Genomic DNA, 13,891 nt, shown 5'->3' on the forward strand with positions numbered 1-13,891 from the left:
AAAGCACGTTAATCAAGAATACAAGTGTGTAATGGTATATAAATACCAAACTCCTTATTAGGCAAACTCTCTAATAACATTAAGCTAAAAAGCTTAATGCTTATTAGCAAACTCTGGGGAGTTGGGTGGGGTTTAGAAAAAAGTATGATTTGGGTATAATAATAAAAAAATAAGAGGTAATAATGTTGGATAAAATTTTATATTATTATCACAATGGCAGTTATGCTAAGTGTTTAGAATGCGCTCAAATGTATTTAGAGTATGATCCTAAAAATGCACTAGAATATGCGATGATATCATCGTTTAAACTAGGTGATTTTACAAATGCTTTGCATTATGCAAGGCAAATTTTTAACCTTTACCCTACAAGTTTTTATGGTTTAATGTATGCAAAAGCACTTTTGTCTAATAGATATTTTGAAGATGGTGTGAAATTATTGCAAGAGCTTTTAAAAAGAAAAGATGATTTGTTTGATGAACTTAGTTTAGAGCTTGCGTATGCATACCAAAGCATAGGTAATCTAGTCGAAGCGGAAAAATTATATCAAGTTGCTTTGGAAAAAGACTTGTATAATCTTGACTTATGGAAAAGCTATGCTGAGCTTTATTTTAAAAGTAATTTCACTAAAGCACTACAAGCACATGAGGAGCTTTGTAAATTTGCGCAAGTAATGATAGAAAAACTTCAAAATGGAGAATTAGTAGAAAAAAACCATATTCATAGTGCTAATTTGCAAGATAGACTACAGAAAAAAACACAAGAAAATCTAACGATTGTTAAGATTAATGAGTATCTTAATACACAAATTCTACCGCAAAAGGCTTATTTGCTTTTTAAACTTTTGAGATTAGAAGAATCTTTAAATTTATTTGCTTGCTTATGCGAATTTAATCAAAACAATGCACAATTTTGGCAAAATTATGCAAAGGCGCTCGAGCTTAGTTCTAACTACCAAGGTGCTTACAATGCATACCAAAAAGCCTTGAGTTTACATTCTCACGCGACTTATCAGTTTGATCTGGCGTATTTGTTAATGCGTATGGGTGAGAGTGATAACTTTGAAGAAGGTAAAAGGATATATGAAAGTAGACTTTTTTACGCACATAATGAAACTTTTTCTCCGTATCATTACAACAAAACTATTCAAGCTTTTAATAAAGAAGGTGTGCAAGCTTTTAAAGATAAAACGATTTTGGTTTTTTGTGAGCAAGGTTTTGGCGATACCATTATGTATGCAAGATGTTTAGAAAAACTTTGTCAAATTGCCTCTAAAGTTTTATTTGCCCCGCAAAGTGCTATGTATGAAATGTTTAAAAATCAAATCAAAGAAATTAACAAAAACAGTAAAGCATTTTTAAATTTAAAAGTTTTAAAAGACTTTCCAAAAGATTTTGACTATGCAATGCCAATTTGCTCTTTGCCTTTGTTGTGCGATATCAAGCTAGATGAAATTCCTAGACTAAAAACACCACTTATAAGTCTAGAAAAACCAAGCAATATAAAGAAAAAAATAGGTATTTTTTGGTTTACACCAAATGCAGCTCATTCGGATTTGTTAAGAAATGTAGAATTAGAATTTTTACTTAATGCTTTAAAAGATTTAGATTGTGAAATTGTTTCTTTTCAAGTGGAGAATGTTGGTCATTTTAACTTGCCTGATATAGTAGAAAATAGGGGAGAGGATTTAAAAAACTGGGAAGATACTTTAAATCGCTTAAAAGATATTGATTGTGTTGTGAGTATAGATAGCGCCATAGCTCATTTGGCTTTAGCCTTAGATATACCTACTACTGTGCTTTTAGCTCCTAGGTTTGATTGGCGTTGGGGTAAATTTGAAAACCCAAAGAGTTATTTTTGGCCTAAAGCAAATTTGCTTACTTTTAGCAATGAAGAAAATACTAAAGAAGAATTACAAAAATGGATTAAAAAGCAGATCAATGTTTGATGGTATCAAACATTGAATCTAAAATGCATTACATCGCCATCTTGTACGATGTAGTCTTTTCCTTCAAGGCGTAGCTTTCCTGCTTCTTTAGCGCCACTTTCGCCTTTGCAGGCAATATAATCTTCATAAGAAATTACTTCAGCTTTGATAAAACCTTTTTCAAAGTCGTTATGGATCACACTTGCTGCTTTAGGTGCTTTCCAGCCTCTTTGTATAGTCCATGATCTGACTTCGATTTGCCCTGCAGTGAAATAACTAATTAAATTCAGTTTAGAAAATGCAGTGCGTATTACGACTTCTAAACCACTACTTTCTATACCTAAGGATTTTAAAAATTCATAGTTTTCTTCATCACTTAGAGCTATCATTTCTTCTTCTATTTTAGAGCAAAGCTTGATCACTTCATGGCCGGATTTAGCGGCAAATTCTTTTAGATCTTTTACGAAGTCATTATCTTCTAAAAGCGAATTCTCATCAACATTAGCTCCATAGATGACTTCTTTGGCTGAAAGTAGTCTTAGTTCTTTTATGAGTGCTTGGTAAACTTCATTTTTATTTGGAAATGAACTCGCGCTATTGTTTTGGTTTAAATGCTCTAAGAGTTCATTTGCCAAGGCCAAACTTTCTTTTGCACCTTTTTCGTTTGCTTTTGCACCTTTGGTGAGTTTTTCTATTTTTTTGCTAAGTTGTTCAATATCTGCTAGTATTAATTCAGTTTCTATGATTTGCACATCACGCACAGGGTCAACACTGCCTGCAACATGAGTGATGTTTTCATCATCAAAACAACGCACAATGTGTAAAATCATTTCTGTTTCGCGGATGTTAGATAAAAATTTATTACCTAAACCTTCGCCTTTACTTGCTCCTGCAACTAATCCTGCTATGTCTACAAATTCGATATTAGAGCGTATGATTTTTTGTGGATTTACAATCTTTGCTAATTCTTTTAAGCGATGATCAGGCACAGGAACCACAGCTTTATTAGGTTCTATAGTACAAAATGGATAATTCGCACTTTCGGCATTTTGTGCTCTTGTTAGTGCATTAAAAGTGGTTGATTTTCCTACGTTTGGAAGTCCAACTATACCAACTGATAAACTCATTTTTTATTCCTTGAAAGATAAAGTAAATATGCAAGGCACATTCTAACACCTGCACCGGTTGCGCCAAAGCTATGATAACCCCAAGCCTTTTCTAGGTAAGCTGGTCCTGCGATATCTAGATGTAGCCATTTGTCTTTGTATTCTTCTCTAATGAAAGAATTTAAAAATAACCCCGCAGTAATAGCTCCACCATAACGACTTGTAGAAGTATTGCTAACATCTGCGATATTAGATTTAATAAGTTCTTTTAAGTGAGGATTAAAATGTAAAATAGTAGCTAAATCTCCACTTTTTTTGCTTACCTTGTAAAATTCGTTTTGCAAGTCTTCATTGTTGCCCATGATGGCACTAGTATACTCCCCAAGCCCAACAACGCACGCACCTGTTAAAGTAGCTAAATCGATGAGTAAATCAGGCTTAAGATCTTGAGCAAGCGAAAGACAATCTGCTAAAACCAATCTTCCTTCAGCATCAGTATTTCTTACTTCAATACTCACACCTTCTCTCGAAATTAATACATCATCGGGTTTATAAGCATTGCCACCTATCATATTTTCAGTAGCTCCGATGATAGAATGCACTTCAATGTCAAGATCTAATTCACTCGCGCCTTTTATGATAGCCATTGCGGCTGCACCACCACTTTTATCTGATTTCATTGTCAGCATATAATCAGCTGGTTTTAGACTAAGCCCGCCACTATCATAAGTTAAACCCTTACCTACAAATACCACTCTCATCTTTGCATTTTTTGGTTTATAAGAAAGATGAATGAGTTTTGGTGGGTGTGCCGAAGCGCGATTTACAGCTAAAAATGCTTGCATTTTTTCTTGCTCTAAAAAGTCACTTTCGTAGATTTTGCAAGTGATTTTATAGTCATTTTGACCTAAGTCAAGTGCATCTTCTGCCATTTTAGCAGGAGTATAAATTTGTGGAATTTCGTTAACGATATTTTTTGCAAAATCACATGCATTAGAAAAAACTTGACCATAATTAACGCCTATGCATGCTTCTTCTAGACTGTAAGATTTTTCATTGATTTCATCTTTAGAGATAATGATGTTTTGTAATTTACTTAAACTTGGTTCTTTTTTGTATTTGTTAAATTCATAAGCACCAAAGGTAAAACCCTGAATAATCGCATTAAAGCTATTAACTACGCATTTGCCAACTACACTGCGTGTTTTAACGCTTTGAATTTCAAGTTTTTTTAAAGCCTTGTAAGCATTAGCAAAGGCAAGTCTTATATCTTCATAGTCTAAACTTTTTAGCTCACAATAAAGAATTTTATTTTGCATATCAATGCAAACACCTTCTCCTTTATAATTAGAAAGTTTAAAAAGTTCTTGACTTTGAGTGTATTTTTCTATTTTTTTATCTTGTATTAAAATGATTTCAAAATCAGCATGAATGGATTCAATGCTTTCTTCTTTAAAATTAAAAGTCATTTTCTAGTCCTTTTTTTAAGTATGGATTTTTCTATTTGTTTCATGCCTAAAAACAATGCAAGTAAGAAACAAGCAATAATTGGCACCGCAAAATACCAGTGATTTCCTGCCCATTCAACAGCTAGCCAAATTTCTTTACCGAAAAACCAAGCAAGTAAAATAGTTATCGCAGCCCAAGCCCAAGCGCTAATGAGATTGATAAAAGCGAATTTTCTTGCACTATAGCGTGTAAGTCCTATACTCATAGGGATGATAGTCCTAAAGCCATACATATATCTTTGTATAAAGATGATAGGCCAACCAAAACGCTGTAAAAGTAAATGCGCTATGGCAAATTTACGCCTTTGAGTTCGGAGCTTTTTTTGGATATATTTTTTATTATATCTTCCTATATAAAAGTATATTTGATCTCCCACAAAACCACCTAAACCCGCGATAAAAATGATAAGTCCTAGATTTACATGCCCTTCATGTGCAAAAATACCTGCTAAAATTAATGCAAGTTCTCCCTCAAGTATACACCATAAAAATACAATAATATAAGCCCAATTTTTATAATCATATAAAAGTTGTTTTAGAAATTCTTCCATGTCACACCTCTAAAACGCTATAAACAGAAGTAAGTTTAGCTAGTTCTTTGGCTCCATCAAGATCTTTTAATTCTAGTAAAAAACAAGCCTCTGCACATTTTGCATTGAGTTTTTCTATGAGTTTAACAGCTGCGATTGCTGTCCCACCTGTAGCAATAAGATCGTCTATAAGTAAAACTTTTGCATTTGTATTGTTAAAAGCATCAACATGGATTTCTATGGTATCGTTACCATATTCTAGACTATATGATTCTTGTATGCATTTTGATGGAAGTTTCCCTGGTTTTCTAATAGGCACAAAAGGTAGTTTTAATCTTGCGCTTAATGCAGCTCCAAAAATAAAACCTCTACTTTCTATACCAACAATATAATCAAGATTTGCGTTTTGGTATTTTTCCACCAAATGATCCATTAAAAACGCAAATGCTTCTTTATTGTTTAATAAAGTCGTGATATCTCTAAAAACAATTCCTTTTTTTGGGAAGTCTTTTATAGCTCTAATGCTATTTAATAAATACTGTTTATCTTGTTCGTTCATCATAATAATGCCTCTATCTTCGCTTCTAATTCTTTGATTCTTTGTCTTAGTTTTTCATTTTCGATACGATACTGTGAATTTCTTGTTCTAAGAGAAGTTAAGTCTGCTTTGCTTTTGTTTAACTCTTCGGTTAAGATATCGATATTTCCCAAACTTCTTTGTAATTGCACTTGTAATTTTCTAATAACGATTTCAGTATCATCTAGGTTGTTTTTTATAAATTCTTTTGCTACTTTTTCTTTATGTAGTAAGGTTTTATAATAAAGTAGCATGATTGTCATATAAATACTAACACAAATTAATACAGTTAATACAAGCCAACTGAGTATCATAGATTTTCCTCTATTTTGCTAATTCTTACGCAGTGTCTTCCGCCACTAAATGGAGTGTTAAGAAAATTTGAAATAATCTCAAAAGCCATATCTACACCGCTTAATCTTGCTCCAAGCGCTAAAACATTTGCGTCATTATGTTCTCTTGAAAGTTTAGCGCTTAGTGGCTCATTACATAAAGCACAGCGTATATTTTTATGGCGATTAGCTGCTATACTCATTCCAATCCCTGAGCCACAAACTAAAATACCAAAACTTTTTTCATCGATTTTAGAGCTGAGTAAGTGCGCATAATCAGGATAATCACAACGATCATCACAAAAAGGGCCTAAGTCTTCAAAAATGATATTTTTTTCTTGTAAAAATTTTGTGATTTCTTGTTTTAGCGCAAAACCAGCATGATCACTTGCAATGTAAATTTTTTCTCTCAACATTTAACATTCACTTTATCAATTAGAATTTTTAAAGTATTTATTTTATCATATTTAATTAAAATTTTTCTTTCTTGTATATAATTATTTTTGTGACAATTTCAAATATTTATTTGATATAATAACAATAATTATTTAAGGTAGAAAATGAAGCTTATATTGATTGGTTCTTCAACGGGCGGTCCTAGTCAACTCAAGTTTTTACTCAATGATATAGAGCTAAAAGACTGTGCGGTGGTGATTGCTCAACATATGAATCCAGCTTTTATTCCTTCTTTTGTAAATCAGTTTAACAAAGAAGCAGTAAGCGAAGTCATCATACCATCGGATAAGGAAATTCTTAAAAACAAAATTTATATTTGTCAAAGAAATATGGTTTTAAGTGGCAATAATACTTTGGTTTTAAATACTACAGAGCAAATTAGTAGTTTTAATCCTGGTATAGATGTTTTATTTCATTCAGCTGTAAATCTTTGCAAATATCATAAAATTCTAGCTTTAGTGATGACAGGAATGGGTGATGATGGTGCTAAGTCCTTGTTTGAACTTTATAAGGTTGGTGTGAGATGTTTATGTGAAAATGAAGCAGATTCTATAGTGTATGGTATGCCTAAAAAAGCTAGGGATACTAACCCAAATTTAAAGCCGATGAGTTTAATCGAGCTTAAAAAAGAAATAATGAATTTTATAAAATCATAGGATAAAAACATGGTAAAAATTACAGAAAACGAATTGCATGATTTTGTGAAAATTGTAGAACAAATAAGTGGAAATAATTTAAACACTAAAAGAGATATTTTACTCATCAAGCTTCCTAAATTTTTACAAGAATTGGGCTTAAACAGTCTTAGTGAATTAAATGAAAAAGTTCAGTTTCAAAGAAATTTAAAACAAGAAACTATGGATTTTATCACAGTTTGCGAGACTTATTTTTTCAGAGAATTAGAACAGCTAAAAGATGTTATTTTTTACATTAAATCTCTTGATCGTCCAGTTAATGTACTTTGTGCTCCGTGTTCTAGTGGTGAAGAGGTGTATTCTTTGGCGATCTTAGCTAGTGAAAATTTTGTCAAGGGTATGAATATCTTTGGTATAGACATTAATAAAAAAATGATCGATAAGTGCAATGAAATGATTTATTCAGAACGTTCGGTTGCTAGATTAAACGCGGTGCAAAAAACACGCTATTTTGATGTAAAAGATAAAATGTATCATTTAAAAAAGGAAACTTTGGCTTGTAGATGTCGTTTTGAACTTTGTAATGTTTTTGATGATTCTTTGTTTAAGCTTGGAAAATTTGATGTGATTTTTTCAAGAAACATGATGATATATTTCGATCAAGATTTTAAAATAAGACTAATGGAGCGTTTTCATAGGATCTTGAATAAAGAGGGTAGAATTTACCCTGGTAAATCAGATCTTGTGCCTGAAACAGCTTATTTTAATAAAAACTTTTCAGCGGGTGGGGTTTATTACTCTAAGGTGGATTAATTATATTTTTTATTAAACCACCACCAATATCCCGCTGCTAATATAAAGCACACACCTAAGCCAAAAGTAAAATGGCTTAGTTTTACTCCATAAAATTCAAACAAATGTCCAGTTGAAAAAGCAATAATTGCGCTAAAGGTTAAATACACCATGTCATTATAAGCGATCACTCTACCATAGTATCTTTTGTCGCAGTCATTTTGTAAAAGCGTATAAGTGTAACTCCATAAAGATGAAGTACAAAAACCTGCCATAGCTAAACCAATAAATGCAAGGTAAAAATTAAACTGCAAGCAAGCCCAAAACATAATGCCAATACCTTGTGCAAGATATAAATATACCAAAGTATTTTTGTTGATAAATGAACTTAAAATATAAGGACCTATAAGTAAGGATACTGCTCTAATGGCATTTGAAATTCCTATGGCTAAAGGTATGGAGATGATTTTGGCGTATTCGTATTCGGCTAAGAGTGTGATTAAAACATCATAGGCAGTAATACCTACAATACCGTGAAGTAAGATTAAGTGAATGATTTTTTTATGAGTAAAGACATATACCAAACCTTCTTTAATAAGAATAAAAGGGTTGTTTTGTGTGGTATTTTTTTCATCAGGTAAAATTAAAGTTTTAAGTATGAAAATCGCACAACACAACATTAAAGAGTCCGCGATAAATGCGGGTTTTACACCAAAAGTATCTATAAAAAGCCCAGCTGCTCCCATACCCAAAGCATAAGATACAGCCCATATGATACTATGAAGTTCGTTGCCAAGTTTTAATTCCTGTGGAGTTAGAATTTTAGGCAAGACTGACATCTCAGTTTGAAAATACATGCTTGCTACTGCCATACGTATAAAGGTAAGTAGATATAAAAGCCAAAGCATTGCTAAAGAATTAACAAAAATCAGCATAAAAATTGAAAGCATTTCGATACTAATCATCGTTAGTAATAGATTTTTAGGTTTAAATCTATCTACGATGATTCCATTAATTGGTGCAAGAATAATTGAGGGTAAAAATACAAAAATCGCCGAAAAACTAATAATGCTTGCAGGTGCTTGTAATTCTTTGGTTAAAAGCGTAAAAACACCAACTTGAGAAAACCACGCACCAAAATAACTTATAAATTGCACCATGGCTAAATATCGAAATGTTTTATTGTTTTTAAATAAGGCTCTATAAGTCATGATAATCCTGTGAATATATGAAATTTAAAGGGTTTGATTATATCGTTTTTAAGATTATTTTACATTTAAATGATATAATAGTTTTTTTATAAAAAAGGTTTGAAAATGAGTAGATTAAGCAAAGAAGAAGCTTTAGATTTGCTTCAAAATGCACCTTTGTATGAACTAGGTGCTATGGCATATGAGAAAAAATTACAATTACACCCTGATAAGATCACTACTTTTGTAGTGGATAGAAATATAAATTATACAAATATTTGTTGTATCGACTGTGATTTTTGTGCTTTTTGTAGAAAAGAAAAAGATGATGATTCTTATATTTTAAAATACGAAGAAATAGGGCAAAAAATCGAAGAACTACAAGCCATAGGCGGTACGCAAATTTTATTTCAAGGTGGAGTACACCCAAAACTTAAAATAGAATGGTATGAAGACTTGCTTTCTTATATAAAAAGTCATTATCCTACAATCACAGTACATGGTTTTTCTGCAGTTGAGATAGCTTATATAGCAAAAGTGTCTAAAATTTCTATCGAAGAAGTATTGAAAAGACTGCAAGCTAAAGGACTTTTTTCTATACCTGGAGCGGGTGCTGAAGTCTTAAGCGATAGAGTAAGGGATATCATCGCACCACATAAATGCGATACTGCAACTTGGCTTAAAGTGCATGAGAGTGCACATAATATAGGCATGAAAAGCACCGCAACGATGATGTTTGGTACGGTGGAAACTGATGAGGAGATTATCGAACATTTTGATCATTTAAGAACCTTACAAGATAAAACAAATGGATTTAGGGCATTTATTTTATGGTCGTTTCAAAGTGAAAACACCCCTTTAATTAAAAAGCACCCTGAAATCATTAAGCAAAGTTCCAATAGGTATTTGAGGTTGCTAGCTTTAGCAAGACTTTACTTGGATAATTTTAAAAATTTACAAAGTTCTTGGGTGACACAAGGTTCTTTGATAGGTCAACTCGCTTTGCAGTTTGGTGCAAATGATTTAGGTTCTACTATGATGGAGGAAAATGTCGTAGCTGCAGCTGGTGCTAAATACAGAATGAACCAAGAACAAATGATAGAACTTATCAAAGATATAGGAGAAATTCCTGCCAAACGCGACACAGCTTATAATGTTTTAGAAAGGTTTTAATGTTAAAATTAGACTTCAATGATACTAAAATAGACATAATATATGAGTATGAAAACGAACTTCCTGTAGTATTTTTTAAACTTATTTTTAAAAACAGTGGAAAAATAGCAGAAAAGCACCATAGAGGTTGTGCGAGTATGCTTGCTAGACTTTTTAACGAAGGTAGTAATGATGAGTTTTTTAAAAGTTTAGAATACCGTGCCATAGAACTTTATGCTAAGGCTAGTTTTGAGCATTTTCAAATCAGTATTAAATGTTTAAAAGAGCATTTTGAATTTGCAGTAGAGAAATTGCAAGAATTGCTTTTAAATGTACGTTTTGAAGAAAAAATTTTACAAAGACTAAAAACGCTTGCTTTAGGAGAACTTGCGAGTTTAAATACTGATTATGATTATCAAGCCAAAAGGCTTTTGAATAAAAATGTTTTCAAAGATGAGATTTTTGAAAGTGGACTTGATGGAACAAAAGAAAGTATAGAAAAAATCACTTTAGAAGAACTACAAGAATTTATGAGTGAAAATTTAGTACTTGATAATGTTTTATTTGTTTTTGGTGGAGATATCAAAGAAGATGAAGTAAAATCCAAGACTGAAAAGATAGGTCAAATTTTAGCAAGAAACACCCCTAACACCAATAAACAATTTATGCTTAATGAAAATATTATCGAAGTAAGCGAGCAAAAAAGCACAGAACAAGCTTATATATATTTTTGCTCCCCATTTAATATGCAAATTAGCGATGAGAAAATGTATCTAGCAAAACTTGCTTTGTTTATTTTAGGTCAAGGTGGGTTTGGCTCGCGTTTGATGGAGGAAGTGCGGGTAAAACGAGGTTTGGCGTATTCTGCTTATGCAATGCTTGATGTGAATTTAAACTATAGTAGAATTTTTGGATATTTACAAACTAAAAATGAAAGCGCTGAAGAAGCTAAAGCTTTAGTAAAGGAAATCTTTAAAACCTTTGTGCAAAATGGTGTAGAAGAAAAAGAATTTCAACTAGCAAAGCAGTTTTTAGTAGGTTCTATGCCTTTAAGATATGAAAGCTTGGCAAAAAGATTGGACATCATGCTAAATGAATATTTACATGGCTTAAAGCTTGGAAATTTAAAAGAAGAAGTACAAAAAATCAAAAATACAAGTTTGGAAGAGCTAAATAATTTTATCCAATCACATAGTGAAATTACAAAAGTGAGCTTTGCAAGTATAGAAAATGAAAGTTGAAGAAAAGGACTTAAAACTACTTCATCTTTTGGGTGTTAAAAACTGTATTGACTTGGCTTTGATTTTGCCGAAAAAATTTGATGATTTTAGAATTTCGCAACACCCAAAAGAAAGCTTTTGTACTCAAAATGTTAAAATCATCAGCACGCAAAATCATCACTCTCAACTTTTTATGCTTTGTGAATGTCTAGAATGGGGTATTAAAGCAAATATCGTGATCTTTCATCCTAATCAATGGCATTTTAAAATTTTTAAGCATAATGTTTTGGTTTGTATTCATGCAAAGATGAATTTTTTTAATGGAATTTGGCAGTTCATCAACCCAAAAATAGTAAAAAAAATAGGTCAAATAGTCCCTAAATATCAAATTAGTAATGTAAAAGATGAAAGTATCAAAAAGCTTATTTTAAAATACGTCAATGAAGCAAATTTAAAAGCATTAAATTTGGAGCAAAAATACATTAATTTGCTTTTAAATTTGCATCATTATGAAGACTTAAAGTGTTATGAAAATTTTGATCTTATTGTTAAAGACTTAAAATATATTGAAATTTTTAACCATTTAAGGCGCTTAAAGGGTAAGAAAATTGATCAAAAAGCATACAAGATAAAACTTTTTGATATTAATTCTTGGCTTGATAGTTTGGAATTTACACCCACCAATGATCAGCTTTTGGCAATAGAAGATATTAAAAAAGACTTACAAAGTGAATTGGCTAAAAGACGTGTGGTGATGGGTGATGTGGGTTGTGGTAAGACTTTGGTTATACTTGCAGCAAGTTTACTAGTTTATCCCAAAAAAGCTATTTTAATGGCTCCAACTAGTATATTAGCTGAGCAAATTTATCATGAGGCAAAAAGACTTTTGCCTGATTTTGTCAATATTTTGCTTTTAAAAGGGGGCAAAAAAGACAAAGATCTTCTAAGACAAAAAGAACAAGCTCATTTTATCATAGGCACACATGCATTAATTCATCAAGAAGAATTAGAAGCAGTGTTGATCATGATAGATGAACAACATCGCTTTGGATCAAATCAAAGACAAAAAATAAGCGAATTGAGTAAAAATTCTTATCATACTCCGCATATTGTACAGTTTTCGGCCACGCCGATACCAAGAACCTTGTCGATGATACAAAGTGAACTTGTTAATTTTAGTTTTATTAAACAGATGCCCTTTAAAAAGGATATTAAAACCTTTTGTATCCAAGATAAGGACTTTAAATATTTATTGAAAAAAATTGGTAATGAGTTAGCAAAAAATCATCAAGTGATTATTATTTATCCTTTAGTAAGCGAAAGTGAAAATATTGACTATCTCTCATTAGAACAAGCACAGGGGTACTGGATAAACAAATATAAAAATGTTTATGTTACGCATGGAAAAGATAAAAATAAAGATCAAATTTTGCAAGAATTTAGAGAAAAAGGTACGATTTTACTTTCTACAACTGTCGTGGAGGTGGGAATTTCTTTACCAAGACTAAGTGTGATTGTGATCGTTGGAGCTGAAAGACTAGGGCTTGCAACTTTACATCAACTTAGAGGAAGAGTTGGTAGAGTAGGGCTTGAGAGTTTTTGTTATTTATATACTAAACAAAAACAAATCCCACCTCGTTTGCTTGAATTTGCTAAAACTTTAGATGGATTTAAAATAGCCGAACTTGACTTACATAATCGTTTAAGCGGGGATTTGCTAGATGGTAGAGTACAACATGGTAATCATTTTAAATTTTTTGATTTTGCAGATGATGAGGAGCTTGTTGTTAAAGCAAAAGAAAGCATAAAAAATATGGAAGTGGAAAATGGATAAGCATTTTGAAATTTTGATTTCAAAAGGAAAGAAAGAGTTTTTAAAAAAAGGAAATATTTTATTTTTTCAAGGTGAAAAAGCAAATAAAATTTATATTTTATTGAGTGGTAAAGTTCGTATATATAAAGTCAATACAAAAGGCTTTGAATTAACCTTGCATACTTTAACCCCGGTAAATTTTATAGCAGAAATGCCTGTGTTTGAAGGGATTGACTACCCAGCGAATGCTATTTGTGAGCAAGATTGTGAACTTTGTGTGTTTGATTTTAATGAATTTAAAAAAATGTGTTTAGAAAATGGTGAATTTAGTTTTTTGCTTTTAACTTCATTGATTGGAAAAATTCGCATTCTAGAAAATTTTATCCGACAAAAATCTTTGGATTTGAAAACAAGATTGATTAGTTTTTTACTAGAAAATGAAGAAAAGCTGCAATATCTAAAGCAAAAAGAAATTGCCGTGATGTTAAATTTACCCCCAGAATCTTTATCGAGATTTTTAAAAGAATTAAAACAAAATGAGTTAATTTGTACAAATAAAGGTAAAATATCAATTTTGAATAAAGAAAAAATGCAAAAATTAATTAAGTCTTTTTAAGTCTTATTTGTTACAATAATATATTTAAAATATGGAAGG

At 31.5% G+C, this 13,891-nt stretch carries 14 protein-coding genes; 7 read left to right on the forward strand and 7 right to left on the reverse strand.

Going from position 1 to position 13,891, the window contains the following annotated elements; translation table 11 throughout:
• Positions 1–182: 182 nt before the first annotated feature.
• Positions 183–1,946, forward strand: a complete 1,764-nt coding sequence (locus CKA54_RS00005) for a hypothetical protein (protein WP_120758909.1) — start codon at positions 183–185, stop codon at positions 1,944–1,946.
• A gap of 5 nt (positions 1,947–1,951) precedes the next feature.
• Here CKA54_RS00005 and ychF read toward each other — a convergent pair whose 3' ends face one another.
• Genes ychF through rpiB form a run of 6 tightly spaced genes read right to left on the reverse strand, consistent with a single transcriptional unit; the run spans position 1,952 to position 6,394 of the window.
• Complete coding sequence (gene ychF, locus CKA54_RS00010; RefSeq protein ID WP_120758911.1) at positions 1,952–3,052, reverse strand: redox-regulated ATPase YchF; 1,101 nt, start codon at positions 3,050–3,052, stop codon at positions 1,952–1,954.
• Positions 3,049–4,500, reverse strand: coding sequence for a leucyl aminopeptidase (locus tag CKA54_RS00015; protein WP_120758913.1), 1,452 nt, complete (start codon positions 4,498–4,500; stop codon positions 3,049–3,051). Before CKA54_RS00015 ends, ychF begins: the two co-directional genes overlap by 4 nt.
• Positions 4,497–5,090: a DedA family protein gene (locus CKA54_RS00020; protein ID WP_120758914.1), complete on the reverse strand. Its 594-nt coding sequence runs from the start codon at positions 5,088–5,090 to the stop codon at positions 4,497–4,499. The genes CKA54_RS00015 and CKA54_RS00020 overlap by 4 nt, the downstream gene beginning before the upstream one ends.
• Position 5,091: 1 nt before the next feature.
• Positions 5,092–5,637: an adenine phosphoribosyltransferase gene (apt, locus tag CKA54_RS00025; RefSeq protein ID WP_253254839.1), complete on the reverse strand. Its 546-nt coding sequence runs from the start codon at positions 5,635–5,637 to the stop codon at positions 5,092–5,094.
• The gene (locus CKA54_RS00030; protein ID WP_039618138.1) at positions 5,628–5,960 is read right to left on the reverse strand and encodes a hypothetical protein; all 333 of its coding nucleotides are present in this window, start codon (positions 5,958–5,960) and stop codon (positions 5,628–5,630) included. The genes apt and CKA54_RS00030 overlap by 10 nt, the downstream gene beginning before the upstream one ends.
• Positions 5,957–6,394, reverse strand: a complete 438-nt coding sequence (gene rpiB / locus CKA54_RS00035) for a ribose 5-phosphate isomerase B (RefSeq protein WP_120758918.1) — start codon at positions 6,392–6,394, stop codon at positions 5,957–5,959. The genes CKA54_RS00030 and rpiB overlap by 4 nt, the downstream gene beginning before the upstream one ends.
• A 144-nt stretch (positions 6,395–6,538) precedes the next feature.
• Here rpiB and CKA54_RS00040 point away from each other — a divergent pair, with 144 nt between their 5' ends.
• Together CKA54_RS00040 and CKA54_RS00045 are read left to right on the forward strand one after the other, a co-directional pair.
• Positions 6,539–7,090 carry a CheB methylesterase domain-containing protein gene (locus CKA54_RS00040; RefSeq protein ID WP_120758920.1) on the forward strand — a complete coding sequence of 184 codons (552 nt, stop codon included), beginning with the start codon at positions 6,539–6,541 and terminating at the stop codon, positions 7,088–7,090.
• Positions 7,091–7,099: 9 nt separating this feature from the next.
• Positions 7,100–7,882, forward strand: coding sequence for a protein-glutamate O-methyltransferase CheR (locus CKA54_RS00045; protein ID WP_120758921.1), 783 nt, complete (start codon positions 7,100–7,102; stop codon positions 7,880–7,882).
• On the opposite strand, the gene CKA54_RS00050 is transcribed toward CKA54_RS00045, so the two are convergent.
• Positions 7,879–9,072 carry an MFS transporter gene (locus CKA54_RS00050; protein WP_120758923.1) on the reverse strand — a complete coding sequence of 398 codons (1,194 nt, stop codon included), beginning with the start codon at positions 9,070–9,072 and terminating at the stop codon, positions 7,879–7,881. The genes CKA54_RS00045 and CKA54_RS00050 overlap by 4 nt on opposite strands.
• Positions 9,073–9,177: 105 nt before the next feature.
• On the opposite strand from CKA54_RS00050, the gene CKA54_RS00055 reads away from it, so the two are divergent.
• From CKA54_RS00055 to CKA54_RS00070, 4 genes are read left to right on the forward strand one after another with little or no spacing between them, the layout of a single operon-like run.
• Positions 9,178–10,224, forward strand: a complete 1,047-nt coding sequence (locus tag CKA54_RS00055; RefSeq protein ID WP_120758925.1) for a dehypoxanthine futalosine cyclase — start codon at positions 9,178–9,180, stop codon at positions 10,222–10,224.
• Complete coding sequence (locus tag CKA54_RS00060) at positions 10,224–11,444, forward strand: pitrilysin family protein (protein ID WP_120758927.1); 1,221 nt, start codon at positions 10,224–10,226, stop codon at positions 11,442–11,444. The genes CKA54_RS00055 and CKA54_RS00060 overlap by 1 nt, the downstream gene beginning before the upstream one ends.
• On the forward strand, positions 11,434–13,257 hold the full coding sequence (gene recG, locus CKA54_RS00065) for an ATP-dependent DNA helicase RecG (protein ID WP_120758928.1): 1,824 nt from the start codon (positions 11,434–11,436) through the stop codon (positions 13,255–13,257). Before CKA54_RS00060 ends, recG begins: the two co-directional genes overlap by 11 nt.
• Positions 13,250–13,852: a Crp/Fnr family transcriptional regulator gene (locus tag CKA54_RS00070; protein WP_120758930.1), complete on the forward strand. Its 603-nt coding sequence runs from the start codon at positions 13,250–13,252 to the stop codon at positions 13,850–13,852. The genes recG and CKA54_RS00070 overlap by 8 nt, the downstream gene beginning before the upstream one ends.
• The last annotated feature ends 39 nt before the right edge of the window (positions 13,853–13,891 follow it).

Source organism: Campylobacter sp. P255 (assembly GCF_003627915.1).
Lineage (GTDB): Bacteria > Campylobacterota > Campylobacteria > Campylobacterales > Campylobacteraceae > Campylobacter_D.

What these genes read in the sequence shown, in the direction of transcription:
- CKA54_RS00005 (WP_120758909.1), top strand. Translation starts at nt 183, where the DNA reads ATGTTGGATAAAATTTTATATTATTATCACAATGGCAGTTATGCTAAG.
- ychF (WP_120758911.1), bottom strand. Translation starts at nt 3,052, where the DNA reads ATGAGTTTATCAGTTGGTATAGTTGGACTTCCAAACGTAGGAAAATCA.
- CKA54_RS00015 (WP_120758913.1), bottom strand. Translation starts at nt 4,500, where the DNA reads ATGACTTTTAATTTTAAAGAAGAAAGCATTGAATCCATTCATGCTGAT.
- CKA54_RS00020 (WP_120758914.1), bottom strand. Translation starts at nt 5,090, where the DNA reads ATGGAAGAATTTCTAAAACAACTTTTATATGATTATAAAAATTGGGCT.
- CKA54_RS00030 (WP_039618138.1), bottom strand. Translation starts at nt 5,960, where the DNA reads ATGATACTCAGTTGGCTTGTATTAACTGTATTAATTTGTGTTAGTATT.
- rpiB (WP_120758918.1), bottom strand. Translation starts at nt 6,394, where the DNA reads ATGTTGAGAGAAAAAATTTACATTGCAAGTGATCATGCTGGTTTTGCG.
- CKA54_RS00040 (WP_120758920.1), top strand. Translation starts at nt 6,539, where the DNA reads ATGAAGCTTATATTGATTGGTTCTTCAACGGGCGGTCCTAGTCAACTC.
- CKA54_RS00045 (WP_120758921.1), top strand. Translation starts at nt 7,100, where the DNA reads ATGGTAAAAATTACAGAAAACGAATTGCATGATTTTGTGAAAATTGTA.
- CKA54_RS00050 (WP_120758923.1), bottom strand. Translation starts at nt 9,072, where the DNA reads ATGACTTATAGAGCCTTATTTAAAAACAATAAAACATTTCGATATTTA.
- CKA54_RS00055 (WP_120758925.1), top strand. Translation starts at nt 9,178, where the DNA reads ATGAGTAGATTAAGCAAAGAAGAAGCTTTAGATTTGCTTCAAAATGCA.
- CKA54_RS00060 (WP_120758927.1), top strand. Translation starts at nt 10,224, where the DNA reads ATGTTAAAATTAGACTTCAATGATACTAAAATAGACATAATATATGAG.
- recG (WP_120758928.1), top strand. Translation starts at nt 11,434, where the DNA reads ATGAAAGTTGAAGAAAAGGACTTAAAACTACTTCATCTTTTGGGTGTT.
- CKA54_RS00070 (WP_120758930.1), top strand. Translation starts at nt 13,250, where the DNA reads ATGGATAAGCATTTTGAAATTTTGATTTCAAAAGGAAAGAAAGAGTTT.